Genomic DNA, 19,430 nt, shown 5'->3' with positions numbered 1-19,430 from the left:
TCGGTCGCCCCTGCTTGGATACTCGTATGTCAAAAGATGAGGATGCGGCAGCACTCGCGGAGGTGCGCGACTGCTTCGACGGCTCCGCCGCCGACGAGCGCTCCACCTCGCCGACGCGCCTCCGGGCGGCCGAGCGCTTGCACCGCGGCTACCGACTCGCGCTGACCATCCCGGAGGCGTTCGCCCGCGGCGCGTCGCGGAGCGAGACCCGCGACCTGGTCGAGCGCTCGATCCGAGCCGAGCTCGCGATGGCGTACCGCCAGTCCGAGCGGGAGGTGTCCCGCCGCCTCGAGACCGCGCAGATGCTCATGGAGCACCTCCCGCTCACTCGCGTGCTGCTTCGCGACGCGAAGATCCTCTGGGAGGTGGGCGAGGCGATCTGCCGAACCGCGAGCAGCCTCACTGAAGCCTCTCGCGCGGCACTCGACGAGCGCGCGTCCGACGCCGCCCTCACTATGACCACCGCGCAGTTGCGCCGCGCCCTCGGCCGCTGGCGGGAGGAGCTGCACGAGCAGCCCCTCGCCGAGCGCCATGCACGCGCGAAGGAAGACCGGGCCGTGTGGGTCACTCCGGAGGTCGACGGAATGGCGACGCTGTGCCTGCACGCTCCGGCACCGGCGGTGACGGGTGCGTACGACCGGCTGCGGCGCATCGCCCGGACCCTCCGCGACGAGGGCGACCCGCGCACGCTCCAGCAGCTCAGCGCTGACGCCGCCGTGGATCTGCTCTGTGACGGCGACATCGCCGGCACGACTCCGGACGCCGCGCACCGTCCGGATCCGACGTATGTCACCGGTGTCCGCGCCGAGGTGCGACTGACGCTCGCGGCGTCCACTGCTGTAGGGCTGGACGACGCTCCCGCGGACCTGGACGGCTACGGCCCGGTCCCTGCGGAGATCGCCCGGGAGCTGATCCGTACCGCCGCCTCCTTCACCCGGGTCCTCACCGACCCGGACACCGGCGCCGTCGTCTCCGTCGGCCGCACCTGGCGCGTTCCGCCGCCGCAGATGCGCCTGCACCTCCAGCTGCGGGATCAGACGTGCCGGTTCCCCGGGTGCACCCGCAGCGCGTCGAGCAGCGAGGCGGACCACACCCGCGAGTGGCGCCACGGCGGCGAGACCTCGCTCGAGAACCTCGTCTCACTGTGCACCTCGCACCATCACGTCCGACATGGCGATCAATGGAGCTACGACAGGGACGACGAGGACGGGTCCATCACCTGGACGACCCCGACCGGACGGCGGGTCAGCACCCGGCTGCCGCCGCTGCCCGGGCGACCGCCGGGCCCGCCGCCCCGACCGCGCTTCGTCGACACACCGGCGCCGTTCTGACGATGGTGGAGGGCCTTGCTGGTCGAGTAGCCGCCCTGGGCGGCGTATCGAGACCGACGTCGGTGGACGCGGGGTTCTCGAGCGGGGCCGCGTCAGCGCGGCCGGCACTCCAGGCTCAGCCAGAGCTCGAAGCAGGCGCTGCGCGAGAGGGCGGTGGCGCCGATCGAGGCGCGGCCCATGCGGCCGGCGTCGGGGCCGAAGACGTCGAGGAGCAGGTCGCTCGCGGCGTTCGACACCTCGTTGAGGCGCTCGAAGCCGGGCGGGCAGAGCACGAAGCAGAGGCCGCGCGAGAGTGCGACGACCTCGTCGAGCGAGCCGAGGGCCGCGCGGATCATGCCGAGCGCGTTGACGGCGGTGTAGCGCGCCGCCTCCCGCGCCTGCTCGAGGGTGATGTCGACGCCGACCGCGCCGGGGTGCAGCAGGGCGCCGTCGCGCGACTCCGGCGTGATGCCGCTGAGCTCGAGCAGGTCGCCGGTGCGGTGGAACGCGCGGAGGGTGCTGCCGCCGTAGCGCCCGCCGTAGGGCGGGTCGAGGTAGTCGGGGATCGCGAGCCCGAGCTCGCGGGCGCGCTGCTCGGCGGAGTGCTGTTCGGCGGGGAGGCTCATGTCGCCAGCGTATCCGGCGGTAGCCATAATGGATACAACCTGCGTACGATGGGATCCATTGTGGTCGGGATCCCTCACGGACGGGATCCGGCACGGAAGGGACCTGCGGATGACGATCAGCCTCACCGGTGGCGCCATCGATGTGGCCGCCGAGCGCGCTCGCACGGCGGGGACGACCGGCCGCCACTACTTCAACGCGGCCGGCGCGGGACTGTTGACCGACGCCGTCCTCGAGACCGTGATCGCGCACCTCCGCCTCGAGCAGCGGATCGGCGGCTACGAGGCCGCGAACGCCGTGGCCGAGGGGATCGACGCGGCCTACTGCTCCGCCGCGGCCCTGCTCGGCGCGGACCCGGACGAGATCGCCTTCTTCGACAGCGCGACCAGCGGACTCCGCGCGATCTTCGACGCGCTGCGCCTCGGCCCCGGCGACACCGTGCTCGCGCCGCGCTCCAGCTACGTGAGCCAGGCGCTCCGGCTGCTCGCGCTCGAGCGCTACGACGGCGTGCGGTTCGCGCTGCTGCCGAACGACTCCAGCGGCGGCCTCGACCTCGAGGCGCTCGAGAGCGCGCTCGCCACGGCGAGCGGCCGCACGGTGATCAGCGCGGTGCACGTGCCCACCTCCTCCGGCCTGGTCGAGCCGGTCGCCGCGATCGGCGCGCTGGCCGCGCGCTACGGCGCGATCACGGTGCTGGACGCGACCCAGTCGGTCGGCCAGCTCGACATCGACGTGCGCGCGATCGGCTGCGACGCGCTGGTCACCACCGGGCGCAAGTTCCTGCGCGGGCCGCGCGGGACGGGGCTGGTCTTCCTCCGCCGCGGGCTGCTCGACGGCATCGGGGCCTGGGCGCCCGACGTGCGAGGCTCGCTGTGGACGAGCGAGCAGGAGTGGACGATGGACGGCACGGCGCGGGCGCTCGAGACCTGGGAGTCGTCGGTGGCCCTCCGGCTCGGGCTCGGCGTCGCGCTGCGCGAGGCCGGCGAGCGCGGGATGGCGGCGACCGAGGCGCACCTGGTGGCGCTCGGCGCGCGGCTGCGCACGGCGCTCTCCGCGATCGGCGGCGTGACCGTGGTGGATCCGCCCGCGTCGCCGTCCGGCATCGTCACCTTCACCGTCGACGGCGTGCCCGGCAAGACCGTCTCGGCGCGGCTGCGCGAGGCGGGCGTCGACTCGCTCGCGGTGCCCGCCTCGCACGCGCAGTGGGACCTGGGCGCGCGCGGGATCGCGAGCGTGGTCCGCGTGTCGCCGCACGTCTACACGGACGAGTCGGACGTGGAGGCGCTGCTCGCGGCGGTCGAGGGGGCCGCCTCGTGACGCAGTCCGCCGACACCGTGCACGACGCGATCGTCGTCGGCCTCGGCATCCACGGCTCCGCCACCGCGTACGAGCTCGCCCTGCGCGGCCGCGACGTCGTCGGGATCGAGCAGTTCGGCCCCGGCCACGTGCGCGGCTCGTCGCACGGCGCGACCCGGATGATCCGCCGCGCCTACCCGAGCCCCGTCTGGAACGACCTCGTCGACCGCGCCTTCCGCGGCTGGGACCGCTGGTCCGCCGCCGCCGGGGCGCCGTTCGTGCACCCCACCGGCGGCCTCTACGCGCACCGCGGCGAGGCGGCGCTGCAGGGCGGCCGCAGCCGGCCGGTGCCCGTGCCCGACACGTCCTTCGCGCCGCCCGCCGACTACGGCGTGGTGCACGACCCGGACGCCGGCGTCGTCGAGGCCGCCCGCGCGCTCGCCTTCGCGCAGTCCGCCGCGACCGCCGCCGGCGCGGAGCTCCGCTTCGAGGAGGAGGTGCTCGACTGGACTGTCGGCGCCGGCGACAGCGCCGGCGTCGTCACCGTCCGCACCTCCGCCGGCGAGCTGCGCGCGCGCCGGCTCGTCGTCTCCGGCGGCGCCTGGGTCGCGCGGCTGCTGCCCGAGACCGCGGGCTTCTTCGAGGTGCAGCGGATCCTGACCCTCACCGTCCCGGCCGGCCAGGGCGTCGCGCAGCCGCCGGCGCTCGGCTGCTTCTCGGTCGATCTGCCGGACGGGCTCGTCTTCGGCCTGCCCGAGGCGGCCGGCTCCGGCGCCAAGATCGGCGTCGACGCGGGCCCGGTCTGGGACCCCGCCGTGCCCGTCGCCCCGCCGACCGAGGCCGAGATCGCGCACCTCGAGAGCCTGCTCCGTCGCTTCGTTCCCGGGATCGAGACGGCCGGCGGTGAGGCCGTCGCCTGCCTCTACACGATGACCCGCGACAAGCGATTCGTCGTCGGCACGCTGCCCGGCCGGCCCGAGGTGCTGATCGCCGCCGCCTGCTCCGGGCACGGCTTCAAGTTCGGGCCCGCGATCGGCGAGGCGCTCGCCGACCTCGTCGACGGCGTGCCCCGCCCCGACCTCGACTTCCTCAGCCCGGACCGGACGGTGACCGCATGACCTCCTCCCCTCCTCCCGCCCGCGTCGCCGTCGCGGCGCCGCACCCCGCCGCTCTCGACGCGGCCGCCCGCGCCATCGCCGACGGCGGCGACGCCGTCGACGCCGCCCTCGCCGCCGCCACCGCGCTCACCGTCGTCTACCCGCACCAGTGCGGACTCGGCGGCGACCTCATCGCGCTGGTCCGCCGCCCCGGCGAGGACGTCGTCGCGGTGCTCTCGGCCGGAGCGGCGCCCGCCGGCATCGACGTCGCGGCGCTCTCCCGCGAGGAGCGGATGCCGCGCCAGGGCGCGCAGACCGTCACGATCCCCGGTGTGGTCGCCGGCTGGCGGGCGATCGCCGGGCTCGGCGGGCGCCTCGGCCTCGACACGCCGCTGCGCCGCGCCGCGACGCTCGCCGCCGACGGCGTCCCGATCTCCGCGGGGCTCGGGCGCGCCATCGACCTGCGCCGCGAGGAGCTGCTCGCCGACGAGGGCATGCGCGGGGTGTTCGGCTGTCCGGCGGGCGGGCTGCTCACCGAGGGCGACCTCCTGGTGCAGCCGGCGCTCGCCGTCTCGCTCGCCGAGCTGGCCGAGGATCCCGGCGCCTTCTACCGCGGCCGCATCGCCGACTCCCTCGCCGCGCGGCTGCGCTCGCTCGGCGGCGCGCACACCGCCGCGGACTTCGCGGCGCACGAGGCCGAGCTCGTCGAGCCCGCCGCCTCGCGCGAGGGCGGGGTGCGCTGGTGGGTCGCGCCGCCGCCGAGCCAGGGCGTCGTGCTGCTCGGCGTGCTGCCCGAGGCGCTCGCCGGCGACACCGCGGAGCTGGTCGCGGCGGTCCGCGACGCGGCGCTGGTGCGGCAGTCCGTGCTCGGCGATCCGCGCGGCGGCGTGATCGACGTCGCCGCCCTGCTCGACCCGCGCTCGCTCTCCCGCGGCTCGCTGCCCCGCGCCGGCCGGGCGCTCGGCGACACGGTCGCGGTGACCGCGGCCGACACCGACGGCACCGTCGTCACGCTGATCCAGAGCGTCTACCAGCTCTTCGGCTCCGGGATCCTCGACCCGGGCACCGGCATCGTCCTGCACAACCGCGGCTCCGCGTTCAGCACCGACCCCGCGCACCCCGGCCGGGTCGGCCCGGGCCTGCGCCCGCCGCACACGCTGCTGCCGGTGATCGCCGAGAGCGCCGACCTCGTGCTCGGGCTCGGCTGCCAGGGCGGCAGCGCCCAGCCGTGGATCCTCGCGCAGCTCGTGCGCGACCTGCTCGATCCGGCCGCGGATCCGGACGCCGTGCTCGAGCGCCCGCGCTTCGTGATCGGCGCGCGCGACCTCGGCCACGAGGAGCTGACGCTCGTCGCGGAGCCGGGGGTCCCCGCTGCCGTCGCGGCCGCGGAGGCGCTGGGGCTGCCGGTCGCCGAAGCCACAGGCCCGATCGACGAGGCCGGGCACGTCCAGCTCGTGCGGCTGCACAGGGACGGGCGCCTCGACGCGGCGAGCGATCCGAGGGCCGACGGCCGCGCGCTCGTCTCGGGGGCGGGCTGACTCCGCTCCTGCTCCCTCCCCTCTTCTCCGCACCCCTGACGCCCCGAACCGAAGGACCGCCGCCGCCATGAGCTCCACCAGCACCGCCGACACCGCCATCACCACCGCCGCCACGCACGCCCACGTGCTCGACCCGCTCGCCGCCGCCGAGATCGCCTCCTTCGTCGCCGCCGTGCGCGCGAGCGACCGGATCGGCGTCCACCCGCGCTTCTGGGGCATCAGCCTCGACGAGGAGAAGGCCCGCGGCATCGCGCCCGGCGGCGCCCGCCCGGTGCGCTTGGTCGTGCTCGACCCGGACGCCCGCGCGGCCTGGGAGGTGCGCGGCTGGACCGCCGGCCCGGACAGCCCCGCGATCGTCGAGGTCTGGACCGACGTCGACCACCGCCGCCCCGGCGTCTCCAGCGACGAGGCGCGCCTGATCGCCCAGGCCGCCCGCAACTCCCCGCTGCTGAAGGAGGCGCTCGCCCTCCGCGGCATCACCGACACCTCGCTGGTCTGGGTCGACCCGGAGTCGATCACCGGCTTCGTCCCCGACGACCTCGCCGACCGCCGGCTCAGCTGGGGCACCGTCTGGTACCGCGAGTTCCCCGAGGACAACGGCTACGCCCGCCCGGTCGCCGGCCTCGTGCCGATCCTCGACCTCGACACGCTCGAGGTGATCCGGATCGAGGACCACGGCGTGATCCCGATGGCGAGCGAGACCGGCGTCTACACGGCCGGCACCTGGGGACCCGATCGCGAGGTGTCCAAGCTCGACATCGTCCAGGCCGACGGTCCCGGCTTCGCGATCGAAGGGCACCGCGTCGAGTGGCAGAACTGGTCGTTCCGCGTCGGCTTCAGCCACCGCGAGGGCCTCGTGCTGCACGAGCTGACCTACCGCGACGGCGACGTCGAGCGCCCGGTGCTGGCGCGCGCGGCCGTCAACGAGATGTACGTGCCGTACCTCGACAGCGACCCGACCGCCTACCGCAAGAACTTCTTCGACTGGGGCGAGTACGGCGCCGGCCCGCTCACCGCGAGCCTCGAGCTCGGCTGCGACTGCCTCGGCGAGATCCGCTACTTCGACGTCGACTACCTCGACGGCCACGGCGAGCCGCAGACCATCGTCAACGGCATCTGCCTGCACGAGGAGGACGACTCGATCCTCTGGAAGCACGTCAACACCCGCACCGGCAGCGCCGAGGTGCGCCGCAGCCGCCGCCTGGTGATCTCGAGCTTCGCGACCGTCGCGAACTACGACTACGGCTTCTACTGGTCGCTGCACCAGGACGGCTCGGTCGAGCTCGAGGTGAAGCTGACCGGGCTGATGTCGGTGAGCGGCATCGCCGACGGCGAGTCGCCGCGCTCGGGGCGGATGGTGGCGCCGAACGTGCAGGCGCCGATCCACCAGCACTACTTCGCGGTCCGCCTCGACACCGCGATCGACGGCCCGCTCAACCGCCTGGTCGAGGTGCACGCCGAGGCCGACCCCGACGAGACGACCAACCCCTACGGCAACGCCTGCCTCGCCGTCGAGACGCCGCTGGCCTCGGAGTCGGTGGCCGCCCGCCGCGCCGACCCGTCGCGCGCCCTGCACTGGCGGATCGAGAGCGAGTCCGCGCAGAACCGCTACGGCGAGGCGACCGCCTACCGCCTCGCGCTGCAGAACACCGCGCAGCTCTACGCCCGCCCGGGCAGCGTCGTCGAGCGGAAGGCGCCCTTCGTCGGGCAGCACCTCTGGGCGAGCGCCTTCGATCCGGAGCAGCGCTTCATCGCCGGCGAGTACCCCAACCAGGGCGAGCTCGGCGACGACGGCGTGCACGTCTGGCAGCAGGCCGACCGCTCGCTCGAGAACGAGCGCCTCGTGCTCTGGCCGGTCCTCGGCGTGCACCACTTCCCGCGCCCGGAGCAGTGGCCGATCATGCCCGTCGACCGGATCAGCCTGCGCCTGGAGCCGGACGGCTTCTTCGACCGCAACCCGTCGCTCGACGTGCCCGCGTCGGAGTCGGCGCACTGCGCACCGGCGAGCCACGACGGACACGAGGGCTGCTGCTGATGACGGAACCGATGACCGCAGGGCTCGCCCCGCACCTCGCCGACAGCAGCGCCGTCGCGCTCGCCGCGGCCATCGCCTCCCGCGAGGTCTCGGCCGTCGAGGTGATGCGCGCGCACCTGGAGCGGATCGAGGAGCGGAACCCCGCGATCCGCGCCGTCGTCTCGCAGCAGCCCGACTCGGTCTCGCTCGCCGCCGCCGAGGCCGCCGACCGCCGCACCGCCGAGGCGCTCGCCGCCGGCGAACCGCTCCCGCCGCTGCACGGCCTGCCGACCGCGGTGAAGGACCTGATGGACGTCGCCGGCTTCCCGACGACCAACGGCTCCGCCGCCTTCGCCGACGCCGCGCCCGCCGTGCACGACAGCGTGCTCGCGACGCTGCTCCGCGACTCCGGCGCCCTGATCATCGGCAAGACCAACACCCCCGAGATGGGCCAGGGCGTGCTGACCTTCAACCCGGTCTTCGGCACCACCGTGAACCCGTGGGACCTCTCGCGCCACGCCGGCGGGTCGAGCGGAGGCGCCGCCGCCGCCCTCGCCGCGCGGATGCTGCCGATCGCCGACGGCTCCGACAGCGGCGGCAGTCTGCGCTACCCCGCCGCGTTCTGCAACGTCGTCGGCGTGCGGCCGAGCCCCGGCCGCGTGGCGAGCGGGCGGACCGGCAACGCCTGGACCCCGCACGGCGTCACCGGCCCGATGGCCCGCGACTCCGCCGACGCCGCCCTCTTCCTCGACGCGCTCTCGGTCGAGAAGAGCGTCTGGCCGCTGTCGTCGCTGCCCGTCCACGCGGCGCGCCCGGTCGCGGTCGACGGCCTGCGCATCGCCTGGAGCGACGACGCCGGCGGACTGCCGATCGACCCCGCGGTGCGCGCCGTGCACGCCGCGTTCGCCGCGCAGCTGTCCGGCCTGGGCGCCGTGCTCGAGGCCGACGAGCCCGACTTCGCCGGCGCCGACGAGGCCTGGGAGACCATCGAGACCTTCGAGTTCTTCCTCGGCGGCCGGCACGCGGTCGACGCGGGCGCCACCGGCTTCCGCCCCGACTACGTCCGCAACGTCGAGCAGGGCCGCGCGACGACCGCGACGCAGCTGGCCGACGCCTACGAGCGCCGCACCCGCCTCTTCCGCGACACCGCGCGCGTCCTCGAGACGCACGACGTGCTGATCCTGCCCGCGACCCCCGTCGTCGCGCCACCCGCGGAGCTCGAGTGGGTGCCGTCCGTGGACGGCCACGACTTCGACCGCTACTTCACCTGGCAGATGCTCGCCAACCGCCTGACGCTGACCGCCCACCCCGTCGTCGTCACCTCGGCCGGCTTCACCCCCGAGGGCCTCCCGGTCGGCGTCCAGGTCGTCGGCCGCCACGGCCGCGAGGCCCAGCTGCTCGCGGTGACCCGCGCCCTGGAGGAGGCGACGGGCTGGATCGCCCGGGTCCCGCCGCTCTGACCCCAATCCTGCCCGCCCCCTCCACTCTCTGAAAGTTGCGGTAGTCGCGCGCCACTACCGCGACTTTCGGAGAGTCGCGGGCACGCGATCAGCGCGGGCCGGTCGCCGGTCAGCGGCCTCCGAGGGCGTCCTCGATCGACTGCAGCTCCGCGTCGCTGAGCGCCGGCGCCTCGAGCGCGCCGACGTTCTGCTCCAGCTGCTGCACGCTCGAGGCGCCGATGATCGCCGAGGTGACGGCGGAGGAGCGCAGCACCCAGCTCAGCGCGAGCTGCGCGATGCTCTGGCCGCGGCCGTTGGCGATCTCCTTCAGGCTCAGGATCAGCCGGTGGTAGTCGCCCTCGAGAGCTCCGGGCGTGAGGAAGTGCCCGACCGCGGCACGCGAGTCGGGCGGGATCTCGCCGGAGAGGTAGCGGTCGGTGAGCAGCCCCTGCTCGAGCGGCGAGAAGACGATGGCGCCGATGCCCTCCCGCTCGACGAGGTCGAGCAGCCCCGACTCCTCGGGCCGGCGGTCGAGCATCGAGTAGCGCGGCTGGTGGAGCAGCAGCGGCACCCCGTGGGCGGCGAGCGCGTCGCGGGCGGCGATCGTCTGCTCCGGCGAGTAGTTCGAGACGCCCGCGTAGAGGGCCTTGCCCTGCTGGATCGCGCTCGCCAGCGCGCCCATCGTCTCCTCGATCGGGGTCTCCGGGTCGGGGCGGTGCGAGTAGAAGACGTCGACGTACTCGACGCCGAGCCGGCCGAGGCTCTGATCGAGCGAGGAGAGCAGGTACTTGCGCGAGCCGTGATCGCCGTAGGGGCCGGGCCACATGTCGTAGCCGGCCTTCGTGGAGAGGACCAGCTCGTCGCGGTAGGGGCGCAGATCCTCCGCGAGGATCCGGCCGAACGCCGTCTCGGCGGAGCCGTAGGGCGGGCCGTAGTTGTTGGCGAGGTCGAAGTGGGTGATCCCGAGGTCGAAGGCGCGGCGGACGATCGCGCGCTGGGTCTCGATCGGCTTCGTCGCGCCGAAGTTGTGCCACAGGCCCAGTGAGAGGGCGGGCAGCTTCAGGCCGCTGCGGCCGGCGCGGTGGTAGGCCATGCGGTCGTAGCGGGTGTCGGCGGGGTGATGGGTCATGGCGTGTCTCCAGAGAGCGGTGAGGTGGTCGGCGTCGTGTCTTCAGGCCTGAACTGCTGGGGACGGTGGGTCTCGATACGCCCCTGCGGGGCTACTCGACCAGCAGGAAGGGCTGGCGGGCGGCGTGGGCGGAGGCGGCGAGTGCGTGCGGTCCGCCCGCGACTTTGGGGACGACACGCGCTCCGGGATCCATCCCGATGAACCGCTGCAGGGTGTCGGGATCGAGCAGGCTCGCGACGGTGTCGTCGGTGCGGACGGGGGCGTGGCTGTCGCTGAAGGCGGGACCGAGCGCCGTGGCCGTGTCGCTGACTCCCGAGACGCCGAGCATCGCCAGGGTGCCGGCGTCGCGCGCGGCCCGCGCGTGCTCGAGCGGGCCGTCGAGGCGGCGGGTCTCGAGGTAGGAGCGGCCCCAGTTGATCGCGGTGCCGAGGCCGTGGCGAGCGGCGAGCTCGAGCTCGGTCGGCAGGTCGAGGAAGCCCTTGGCGGGGTCCGGTCCCTCGAAGGAGTCGCAGTGCTCGATCACGAACTGCACGCCGTGCGCGTCCCAGCCGGCGATCTCGGCGAGACTCCGCGAGAACGCCGCGCGAGCGGCGAGCGCGGTGCCCCGCGTCACCCGCGGCGCCGAGTGGAGCAGCACCGTGTCGACGACCGGCCGCTGCTCGCGCTCGTTCGCCGCCGCGGCCACCCGCACGGCCCGCCGCACCAGCGCGACCGCCGCCGCCCGCCGCTCCGCGACCGGATCCGCCGGCCCGACCCCGCGCTCGAGCATCGCCGGCAGCAGGGTGAGCACGTGCGTCCCCCGGCGGCGCAGCAGCCGCAGCATCGCCGCCTCGTCCGGGACGAAGGCGCTGCCGAACGGGATCTCGAACCCCGAGCACCCGGTCGCGAGCGCGATCCGCTCGTGGAAGGCGTCGAAGGCCGCCGCGTCGCGCCGCGCGTGCTCCGGCAGCGACGGATACGCCCCGACGATCATCTAGCGGGCGCCGTCCACCCGCGCCGACCCGGGCAGCCGCAGGTCGCGGATGTAGGCGGCGAGCTCCAGCAGCGGCGCGCCCTCGTGCGGCCCGATCCCCTCCGGCTTCCACCGGCTGATCGGCTCGATCGCGAGGCGCGAGCTGTGCCGGAGGTAGTACTTCGCCGAGGTCGGGTAGCGCGAGTTGATCGTATGCTCGGCCACCGTCAGCAGGCGCTGCACGGCGACGGCCGTCTCGGCGGGCTCGTCGTCGTAGTGCTCGCAGAGCCAGGCCACGTGCTCCGGGTAGATGTTCGCGGCGTAGCCGCTGAGGCCGGCGGCGCCCGCGCGGAGCGAGTCGGTGAGGGAGGAGATCTGCGCGTTGTAGAGCTTCAGCCGGGTGCCCGCGATCGCCGCGAGCCGCTCCTGCATGGTCTCGAGCGAGTGCGAGGTGTCCTTGTAGAACACGAAGCGGCCGGTCCCGGCCATCCAGGCGACGTTCTCGGTCGAGGGCAGGCGCTTGAACGGCACCGGGCACTCGTAGATCCCGAAGTCGACCCCCGGCACGCTGTCGAGGATGTGCTGCACCGTCGCGCGCCACTCCTCCTCGGTGGTGCTGAGCCCGCCGACCAGCGACGAGATCAGCACGACCGCGTCGACCCCGGTCGCGGCCATCGCGGCGGCGGACGCGGCCTGCTCCTCCGCGCTGCCCGAGGAGACGGAGGAGGCGACCACCGGGACGCGGCCGGCGGAGCGGGCGACGACCCGCGTCGCGAGGGCGAGCCGCTCCTCCTCGGTGAGGTCGTACATCTCGCTGGAGAGCGCGACGGTGAAGATGCCGGCGGCGCCGTTGTCGATCAGCCAGTCCGTCAGGGCGTCGACCTGCTCGAAGTCGAGCGAGCGGTCCTCGCGGAACGGGGTGAGCATGACGGGCCAGCCGCCGTCGGGGAGGGTGCTGCCGGTCGCCGTCGGAGCGGTGGTGGGCTCGGTGGTGGTCATGTCGATCCTTTGCATGGGAGGAGGTCGGCGGTCGGAGCAGTAGGCGGACCAGGCGGTCAGCCCTTGAGCGATCCGCTGACGAGGTCGAGGCGCCAGTAGCGCTGCAGGAAGAGGAAGAGCGCGATCAGCGGGATGGTCGAGACGAGGCAGCCCATGATCACGACGTTGTAGGTGTTGGGCTGGTCGTTCCCCTGGTTCATCAGCGAGTAGAAGCCGACCGTCAGCGGGAACATGTCGGTGCGCGAGAGCATGATGAAGGGCAGCAGGAAGTTGTTCCAGATGCCGACGAAGTGCAGCAGGAACACGGTGATCAGCCCCGGCACCATCGGGTAGACGGCGATCCGGGAGAAGATCCGCCACTCGCTCGCCCCGTCGATCCGGCCGGCCTCGAGCATCTCGGTGGGCACGACCGCCGTCGCGTAGATGCGGCAGAGGTAGATGCTGAACGGGCTGATCATGCACGGCAGCAGCACCGACCAGTAGGTGCCGGCGATCCCGACGGAGGAGAGCAGCAGGTACTGCGGGATCGCGAGGATCACCCCGGGGATGAGCACCCCGATCAGCAGGAAGTTGAAGACGAGCTTCTTCCCGCGGAACGAGTACTTCGCGAGGCCGTAGCCGGCGAGGGCGGAGACGGCGGTGCCGAGCAGCCCGCCGCCGCCGGCGAAGATCAGGCTGTTCAGGCACCAGGACCAGAACGCGCCGTTGCCCACTCCGAGCAGCAGGGCGAAGTTCTCCTGGAACCCGCCGGTGAAGCTGGGCCAGAGCGAGAACGTGGTGAACAGCTCGCCCGAGCGCTTGGTCGCGGCCGTGAAGAGCCAGAACACCGGCAGGAGGCAGTAGACGGCTCCGACCAGCAGGACGGCGGTCGGCCAGAACGCGGCCCGCGGCCGGGTGACCGTGGGGCCCCGGCGGCGGGAGCGGACCGACTGCGCGGCGCGGCGGGGATCCTCGAGGACGGGCGGGAGCTTCGTGAGGGTGTCGGTCATGATCAGTCTTCTCCGAAGGCGCGCGACTGCAGGAAGCGCAGCAGACCGAGCGAGGCGATGAGGGTGAGGAGGGTGACCACGACCGAGGTCGCCGACGCCGAGTAGAGGTCGTTGGTCACGAAGGCGTCGCGGTAGATCAGCATCATCGGCACCCAGTCCGAGCCGATCACCGTGGTGAGCGTCACGAGCGTGTTCGGCTCCGAGAAGACCTGCAGCGCGCCGATGACGGAGAAGAGCCCGGTCATGATCACTCCGGGGACGATCAGCGGCAGCTTGATCCGCAGCGCGAGCTGGCGCTCCGAGCAGCCGTCGATGCGGGCGGCGTCGTAGATCTCGGACGGGAGCCCCCGCAGCGAGGTGTAGAGGATCACCATGTTGAAGCCGACCGAGCCCCAGATCGCGATGTTCGCGACAGAGAGGAAGACCGAGTCCGGGCCGAGGAAGACCGGGGCGGGCAGCCCCAGCGCGGTCGCCGCGTCGACGAAGGGGCTCACGCCCGGCAGGTAGAGGAACCCCCACATCAGCGCGGCGATCACGCCGGGCACCGCGTAGGGCACGAAGATCGCGATCCGCGAGAACCGGCCGAAGCGGGTCGACAGGTTGTCGAGCAGGAGCGCGAACACCAGCGCGAGGATCATCGTGACCGGCACCGAGAGCAGCGCGTAGGTCAGCATCCGGCCGAAGCCGGCCCAGAGCGCGGGGTCCGCGAGGGTCCGCGCGTAGTTGTCGAGGCCGACGAACGTCTCCTTCTTCACGCCCAGCCCGCTGCCGCTGACGGTGTTGCCGCGGAAGCTGAGCCAGACCGTGTAGAGCAGCGGGAGGGCGAGGAGCGCGACCGCGAGCAGGACCGCGGGGGCGACGAAGAACCAGGGCGCCGCCCGCGGGGCGAGGGTCGAGGAGCGCCCGGTCCGGGGCACGGCGGTGGTCGTCACGGGAGCCTCACTGCCCGGCGACGTCGTAGCCGGACTTCTCGAGGTCCGCGACGGTCGCCTCCTGCACACTCGCGAGGGCCTCCGCGAAGCTGCCCTTCTCGTTGACGGCGGCGCTGAAGGCGTTGTTGAAGGCGTCGTAGGCGACCGAGACGTTCGGGCCCCAGGTCACCGAGGCGGTCATCTGGTCGATCTCGTCGGCCGTGTCGTAGAAGTCGGTCTGCTCGGGCAGCAGCGCCGGAGCCTGCTGCAGCTCGGGCAGCTCGCGGCCGGAGAGCGCCGCCGGCCAGATGCTGGCGTACTCGATGTAGGCCTCGAGGGCCTCGGTCGAGGTGTTCAGCCAGAGCGCGAACTCGCGCGCCTGCTCCGGGTGGTCGGAGCCGGTGGTCACGATCGTGCCGCTGCCGCCGAGGACTCCCGAGCTCGGGTCGGCCGGGGTCCACTGCGGGATCGGCACGGCGGCCCACTTGCCGATGGTGTCGGGCGCGTTGTTCTGCAGCAGCGGGGGAGTCCAGACCGCGCCGAGCCAGCTGGCCAGCGTGCCGTCGGCGAGCGCGGCCTGCCACTCGGGGGTGAAGGTCTTGAAGGTCGCGAGGCTGCCGTCGTCCACGAGGCCCTGCCAGTAGTCGGCGACCTTCTGCGAGGCCGGGTCGTCGATGGCGACCGTCCAGGTGCCGTCCTCCTGGCTCCACCACTCGGCGCCGGCCTGCTGGCTGAGCCCGGCGAACAGCTGCGCGTCGTTCGCGGGGAAGGTCGCGAGGTACTTCGTCGGATCGGCGGCGTGCAGGGCCCGGGCGGCCTCGGCGTACTCGTCCCAGGTGGTCGGGGCGGTGAGGCCGTTCGCCTCGAAGATGTCGGTGCGGTAGTAGAGGAACATCGGCGCGGTGCCCTGCGGGACGGCGTAGTTCACGTCGTCGAACGTCGTCAGCTCCCAGGCGGGAGCGGCCGTCTCGGCCTCCCGGTCGCCCATGATCGAGGTGACGTCGGAGGCGATCTCGCTCGTGATCAGGTTCGGCAGGTTCTCGTAGGTGGTGTTCGAGAGGTCCGGCAGGGTGCCGGCCTGCTTCGCCGCGCTGAGCTTCGCGACGATCTCCGCGCCGCCGGTCGAGGTGTTGACCTCGACCTGGATGTCGGGGTTCGCCTGGTTCCAGACGTCGACGATCTTCTCGATGTTGGGGGCCCACGACCAGTACTCGAGGGTGACGGGGCCGTCGGCCTCGCCGGTCGCGGCCGGGCTGGTCGCGCCGGTGCAGCCGGCCAGGAGGGCGGCGGCGGCGAGGGCGGTCGCGGCCGCGAGGGGCCTGCGGAACTTCGTCGTTCTCATCGGTGTCTTCATCCCTGCGTGAATCCTCTGCGGCTCTGCAGAAGGCTTGTCGCGTCGTGGATCCGGGTTTCGTTACCGGTAACGATTGCTGCGACAGGATCACCGTAGAGCGCCGTCCGCGCTACCGCAAGGGTGAATCGTTACCGGTCACGAAACGTGGGTCGGCGGGGCCGTCGACGCGCGCACGACGAGCTCCGGCGCCGGGTAGTCCACGACTCCCGCCCGGCTCGACTCCTCGACGAGGGCGATCAGCGCCAGCGCGGAGGCGCGGCCCATCGCCGTGAAGTCCTGCCGGACGGTCGTCAGCGGCGGATGGAAGAACTCGGCCTCGGCGATGTCGTCGAAGCCGACGACACTGACGTCCTCGGGGATCCGCCGGCCGTTGTCGTGCAGCCAGAGCAGGAGCCCGAGCGCCATCCGGTCGTTCGCCGCGACGACCGCCGTGACTCCGGGGTCGGCGAAGAGCTGCGGAGCGGCCGCGTAGCCGGAGCGGGACGACCAGTCGCCGTGCGCCAGGGGGAGGGCGGGCAGTCCCGCGTCGGCCATGCACTCCCGGTAGGTGCGCGCGCGGTCCTGCGCGGAGATCCAGGGCTCGGGGCCGGCGAGGTGGGCGATGCGGCGGTGGCCGAGCTCGAGCAGGTGCGAGACCACGAGCCGGGTGCCGACCGCGGAGGAGCCGCCCGTCCGCTCGCCGCCGCGGTCGATGTGGATCGGGATCGGCAGATCGAGCGTGCGCAGCGCCGCATCGACCTCGTCGGTGGGCGCCGTGGCGAGGATGCCCTCCAGGTCGCGGCTGCCGAGTGCGTCCAGCGCATCGGCGAGCTCGACGTCGTCGGAGGTGTCGAGGCTGATGATGTCGAGCGAGTAGCCGGCCCGGCGGGCGGCATCGCTCGCCCCCTGCATCGTCTTGCCCGGACCGGTCCCGGACAGCTCGTGCACCAGCGCCCCGAGGCGGTGCGTCCGCCGCGTGGCGAGCGAGCGGGCTGTGGCGTTGGTCCGGTAGTTCAGCGTCCGCAGCGCCTCCTCGACCCGGACCCGGTTCGCGGGCCGGATGCCGCCGGTGCCGGTGAGGAACCGCGACACCGTCTGATGCGACACCCCCGCCGCCCGCGCGACGTCGTAGATCGTCGCCGCCCGCTGATGCCTGTCCGCCATGCTCGTCCCCCGGCCGCCTGTCCCGTGTGTTAGCGGTAACGATAGGCGAGCGCGCGGCCGATTCTCCAAAAGTTGCGGTAGTCGCGCTCGACTACCGCAACTTCTGAGGAGTGAGGTCGACGCCGACCCCCGCGAGCTGCTCGACCTGGCGCCAGAGGCGGTCGGCCGCGTCCGCCGGGGGAGCGGCGGTCCGGGCCGGCGGCGCGACGAGCACGGGCGCGCCCCGCAGGCGGCCCTGCGGGGAGACGTACTCGCCGCCCTGCAGCTGCGGATCGGTGAGCGCCCGGACGGCCGACCAGGCGGCGGTGTCCTTGCCCTGCGCCCACAGCGTGTACGGATTGCGCCGGTAGGGCGTCGTCGCGTCCTGGATCCCCGCGCGCTCCGGGGTCTTCGCGTCGACGCCCACTCCCGGCCGAGTGACGATCGACGCGACCGGGACCCCCGCCGCGCGCAGCCGCCGGTCGAGCTCGAAGGCCCAGATCTCGGTCGCCGTCTTGGCCTTGGTGTAGGCGCTGATGCCCAGTCGGGGCACGCGGCGCAGGTCGTCGACGCGCATCGGGAACTGCTGCACGAACCCCGTCGACGTGTGCACGATCCGGCTCCTTCCGCCGTGCTCGGCCGCGGTGGCCGCGAGCGCGGGAAGCAGCCGCGCGACCAGTCGCGCGTTGGCGGCGACGTGCGTGCCGAGCAGGAGTGGCAGTCCGTCCTCGGTGACGGCGCGCGGGTCCATGCTCATCGCGCCGCCGTTGAGAAGGATCCCGTCGAGGCGGGGCAGCGCGGCGAGCTCCGCGGCAGCCCGGTCCACGGAGGCGGACGAGCCGAGCTCGAGCACGACGGTCCGGACCCGGGCGGCGGGGACCGCGCCGCGGAGGGTGTCCGCCGCTCGCCGGAGCTTGCCCTCCGAGCGAGACGCGAGGACGACGTCCGCGCCGGCGCCGGCGAGCTGCTCGGCGGCGAAGTAGCCGATGCCCGCGGTCGCGCCGGTCACGACGACGGTGCGCCCGGTCTGGTCGGGGAGTCGTGCGGTGTCCCAGGTCGGCTGCTCGCTCGTCATGCGGTCCTCGTCTCTCGAAGCGGATGATCTATCCGCATCGGACGCTAGCACGAAACGGATGAGTCATCCGCTTGCGTAGGATGGGGCGCATGGCAGTCCTCCGATCCGACGCGGCGCGGAGCCGCGCGCGCATCCTCGAGGTCGCGCGCACCCACGATCGCGGCACGCTCCGTCTGAACGAGGTCGCCCGCGAGGCCGGGGTCGGCGTCGCCACCGTCTACCGGCATTTCCCGACCGTCCACGCCCTCGTCGAGGCCCTCTCCGCCGACACCCTCGACGCGATGCTCGCCGTCTCGCGCCGCGCCGCCGCGCTGCCCGACCCCGGCGCCGCCCTCGCCGTCTACCTCCGCGAGGCGCTCGATCTCCAGCTGTCGGACGGCGGACTCCAGGCGGTGCTGCTCTCGCCCGAGGACGAGGCCGAGTCCGTCCGCGCGGCCAAGCGCGAGATCTTCGAGTCGTTCGAGGCCGTGCTGGCGGCGGCGCGCACCGCCGGCGCCGTCCGCCCGGACCTCACCATCGACCACCTCGAGCACCTCGTCTGCGGCATCGAGCACGCGGTCCGCCTCGGCTCGCCCGCCGACCGGGCGGTGCTGCTCGACGTCCTGCTCGACGGCCTGCGGCCGCGCGCGATTCAGCAGTCGTGACCTGAGACCCGACCCGACCGGAACCGACCAGAGGAGCCGCCGTGCGCCACATCCCCCGGATCCGGCTGGACCGCCGCATCCCCGCCCCGCCGTTCGCCGACGCGGAGGCCTCGGCCGCGTTCCACCGGTCCCTCGCGATCCACGTGGCCGAGCTCGGCCGCGCCTCCGGAGGGCCGCACCTCGAGACCCTCGCGGTGTGCGCGCTGGTGAGCGCCGGCCGCCCCGCCGCGGCGACGCTCCCGACCCCTCTCGTGCTCGCGACCGCGCTGCGGACCTTCTTCCCCGCGGCGTGGACGCCCGCCTCCCTCGTGTCCGCCGCGAACGAGCTGCTGCCCTCACGGGACCGGCACTGGACGGTCGTGACGGAGAAGCGCCTCGCCTACGACGGCGACCCGCGCTGGTCGGCCCGCCGGGACGCCTCGGGCCGCTGGAACGCCGAGTTCATCGAGCGGGGCGTCGCCGGCCCGGACGTCACCGCCGAGGACGACGACGAGATGGTGCTGCACCTGATGGCGCACCTCACCGACCCGTTCCCCTACCCCTACGCCTGGTCGGGCACCGAGGAGGAGTCGGCCCGCCGCCGCGCCGACGCCGCCGAGATCGAGCGCACCTTCGCGATCGACCGTCGGCTGCCCTACCTCGCGGGCTGGAGGGACGCCCAGGGCGGGGGGTCTGCGGCCGTTCCCGCGGGCGAGTGACTCCGGACCGACGGCGCGCGCCGACGTCTGGACGCTCGACTCCGGCGAACAACACGGTCGCGCGCACGATCAAGTAGCGGCGGCAGGCGGGCGGATCCCCGGGGTCCGCCCGCCTGCTTGCACAACGTCAGCCAGGAAGCGTCCTCATCCACCATCGGCGATGAGCTGCACTCTCGGCTGACGTCGTGCAGGTCTCGATCCGGCTGTCAGCGCGCCCGGGCCTCTTCCGCGGCCCACCG

17 protein-coding genes are annotated in these 19,430 nt (G+C 73.6%); 8 read left to right on the top strand and 9 right to left on the bottom strand.

The window, feature by feature from the left end:
* Positions 1 to 26: 26 nt before the first annotated feature.
* On the top strand, positions 27 to 1,331 hold the full coding sequence (locus tag GSU72_RS18765) for an HNH endonuclease signature motif containing protein (protein WP_159986394.1): 1,305 nt from the start codon (positions 27 to 29) through the stop codon (positions 1,329 to 1,331).
* A gap of 92 nt (positions 1,332 to 1,423) precedes the next feature.
* On the opposite strand, the gene GSU72_RS18760 is transcribed toward GSU72_RS18765, so the two are convergent.
* Positions 1,424 to 1,936 carry a RidA family protein gene (locus GSU72_RS18760; RefSeq protein WP_159986393.1) on the bottom strand — a complete coding sequence of 171 codons (513 nt, stop codon included), beginning with the start codon at positions 1,934 to 1,936 and terminating at the stop codon, positions 1,424 to 1,426.
* 109 nt (positions 1,937 to 2,045) lie between these two features.
* On the opposite strand from GSU72_RS18760, the gene GSU72_RS18755 reads away from it, so the two are divergent.
* The 5 genes from GSU72_RS18755 to GSU72_RS18735 all read left to right on the top strand — a co-directional run bounded on the left by GSU72_RS18755 (position 2,046) and on the right by GSU72_RS18735 (position 9,339).
* A complete protein-coding gene (locus tag GSU72_RS18755) occupies positions 2,046 to 3,251 on the top strand; it encodes an aminotransferase class V-fold PLP-dependent enzyme (protein ID WP_159986392.1) in 1,206 nt (401 codons plus the stop codon).
* Entirely contained in the window at positions 3,248 to 4,348 is a 1,101-nt protein-coding gene (locus tag GSU72_RS18750; RefSeq protein ID WP_159986391.1) for an FAD-dependent oxidoreductase, read from the top strand. The genes GSU72_RS18755 and GSU72_RS18750 overlap by 4 nt, the downstream gene beginning before the upstream one ends.
* Entirely contained in the window at positions 4,345 to 5,865 is a 1,521-nt protein-coding gene (locus tag GSU72_RS18745; protein WP_159986390.1) for a gamma-glutamyltransferase, read from the top strand. The genes GSU72_RS18750 and GSU72_RS18745 overlap by 4 nt, the downstream gene beginning before the upstream one ends.
* 67 nt (positions 5,866 to 5,932) lie before the next feature.
* On the top strand, positions 5,933 to 7,900 hold the full coding sequence (locus GSU72_RS18740) for a primary-amine oxidase (RefSeq protein ID WP_159986389.1): 1,968 nt from the start codon (positions 5,933 to 5,935) through the stop codon (positions 7,898 to 7,900).
* Between the two features lie 11 nt (positions 7,901 to 7,911).
* Positions 7,912 to 9,339, top strand: coding sequence for an amidase family protein (locus GSU72_RS18735; protein WP_159986388.1), 1,428 nt, complete (start codon positions 7,912 to 7,914; stop codon positions 9,337 to 9,339).
* 109 nt (positions 9,340 to 9,448) lie between these two features.
* Here GSU72_RS18735 and GSU72_RS18730 read toward each other — a convergent pair whose 3' ends face one another.
* The 8 genes from GSU72_RS18730 to GSU72_RS18695 all read right to left on the bottom strand — a co-directional run bounded on the left by GSU72_RS18730 (position 9,449) and on the right by GSU72_RS18695 (position 17,849).
* Positions 9,449 to 10,447: an aldo/keto reductase gene (locus GSU72_RS18730; protein ID WP_159986387.1), complete on the bottom strand. Its 999-nt coding sequence runs from the start codon at positions 10,445 to 10,447 to the stop codon at positions 9,449 to 9,451.
* A 91-nt stretch (positions 10,448 to 10,538) separates the two neighbouring features.
* Positions 10,539 to 11,420, bottom strand: a complete 882-nt coding sequence (locus GSU72_RS18725; protein WP_159986386.1) for a DUF4862 family protein — start codon at positions 11,418 to 11,420, stop codon at positions 10,539 to 10,541.
* Positions 11,421 to 12,398 (bottom strand): dihydrodipicolinate synthase family protein, encoded by a 978-nt coding sequence (locus GSU72_RS18720; protein ID WP_159986385.1) that lies wholly within the window; start codon positions 12,396 to 12,398, stop codon positions 11,421 to 11,423. It abuts the gene before it with no gap.
* A 56-nt stretch (positions 12,399 to 12,454) separates the two neighbouring features.
* On the bottom strand, positions 12,455 to 13,387 hold the full coding sequence (locus GSU72_RS18715; RefSeq protein WP_159986384.1) for a carbohydrate ABC transporter permease: 933 nt from the start codon (positions 13,385 to 13,387) through the stop codon (positions 12,455 to 12,457).
* 2 nt (positions 13,388 to 13,389) lie between these two features.
* Positions 13,390 to 14,319 carry a sugar ABC transporter permease gene (locus tag GSU72_RS18710; protein ID WP_244255891.1) on the bottom strand — a complete coding sequence of 310 codons (930 nt, stop codon included), beginning with the start codon at positions 14,317 to 14,319 and terminating at the stop codon, positions 13,390 to 13,392.
* 7 nt (positions 14,320 to 14,326) lie between these two features.
* Positions 14,327 to 15,640 carry an extracellular solute-binding protein gene (locus tag GSU72_RS18705; protein ID WP_159986383.1) on the bottom strand — a complete coding sequence of 438 codons (1,314 nt, stop codon included), beginning with the start codon at positions 15,638 to 15,640 and terminating at the stop codon, positions 14,327 to 14,329.
* Between the two features lie 147 nt (positions 15,641 to 15,787).
* A complete protein-coding gene (locus GSU72_RS18700) occupies positions 15,788 to 16,795 on the bottom strand; it encodes a LacI family DNA-binding transcriptional regulator (RefSeq protein WP_159986382.1) in 1,008 nt (335 codons plus the stop codon).
* Positions 16,796 to 16,886: 91 nt separating this feature from the next.
* Positions 16,887 to 17,849, bottom strand: coding sequence for an SDR family NAD(P)-dependent oxidoreductase (locus GSU72_RS18695; protein WP_159986381.1), 963 nt, complete (start codon positions 17,847 to 17,849; stop codon positions 16,887 to 16,889).
* 89 nt (positions 17,850 to 17,938) lie between these two features.
* Between GSU72_RS18695 and GSU72_RS18690 the strand changes: the two genes are divergently transcribed.
* A complete protein-coding gene (locus tag GSU72_RS18690) occupies positions 17,939 to 18,493 on the top strand; it encodes a TetR family transcriptional regulator (protein WP_159986380.1) in 555 nt (184 codons plus the stop codon).
* Between the two features lie 41 nt (positions 18,494 to 18,534).
* Positions 18,535 to 19,191 (top strand): hypothetical protein, encoded by a 657-nt coding sequence (locus GSU72_RS18685; protein WP_159986379.1) that lies wholly within the window; start codon positions 18,535 to 18,537, stop codon positions 19,189 to 19,191.
* The last annotated feature ends 239 nt before the right edge of the window (positions 19,192 to 19,430 follow it).

Source organism: Rathayibacter sp. VKM Ac-2760 (assembly GCF_009834185.1).
Taxonomy (GTDB): domain Bacteria; phylum Actinomycetota; class Actinomycetes; order Actinomycetales; family Microbacteriaceae; genus Rathayibacter.
Note: the sequence above shows the minus strand (reverse complement) of the source record. Positions and strands in the feature narration are given on the sequence as shown.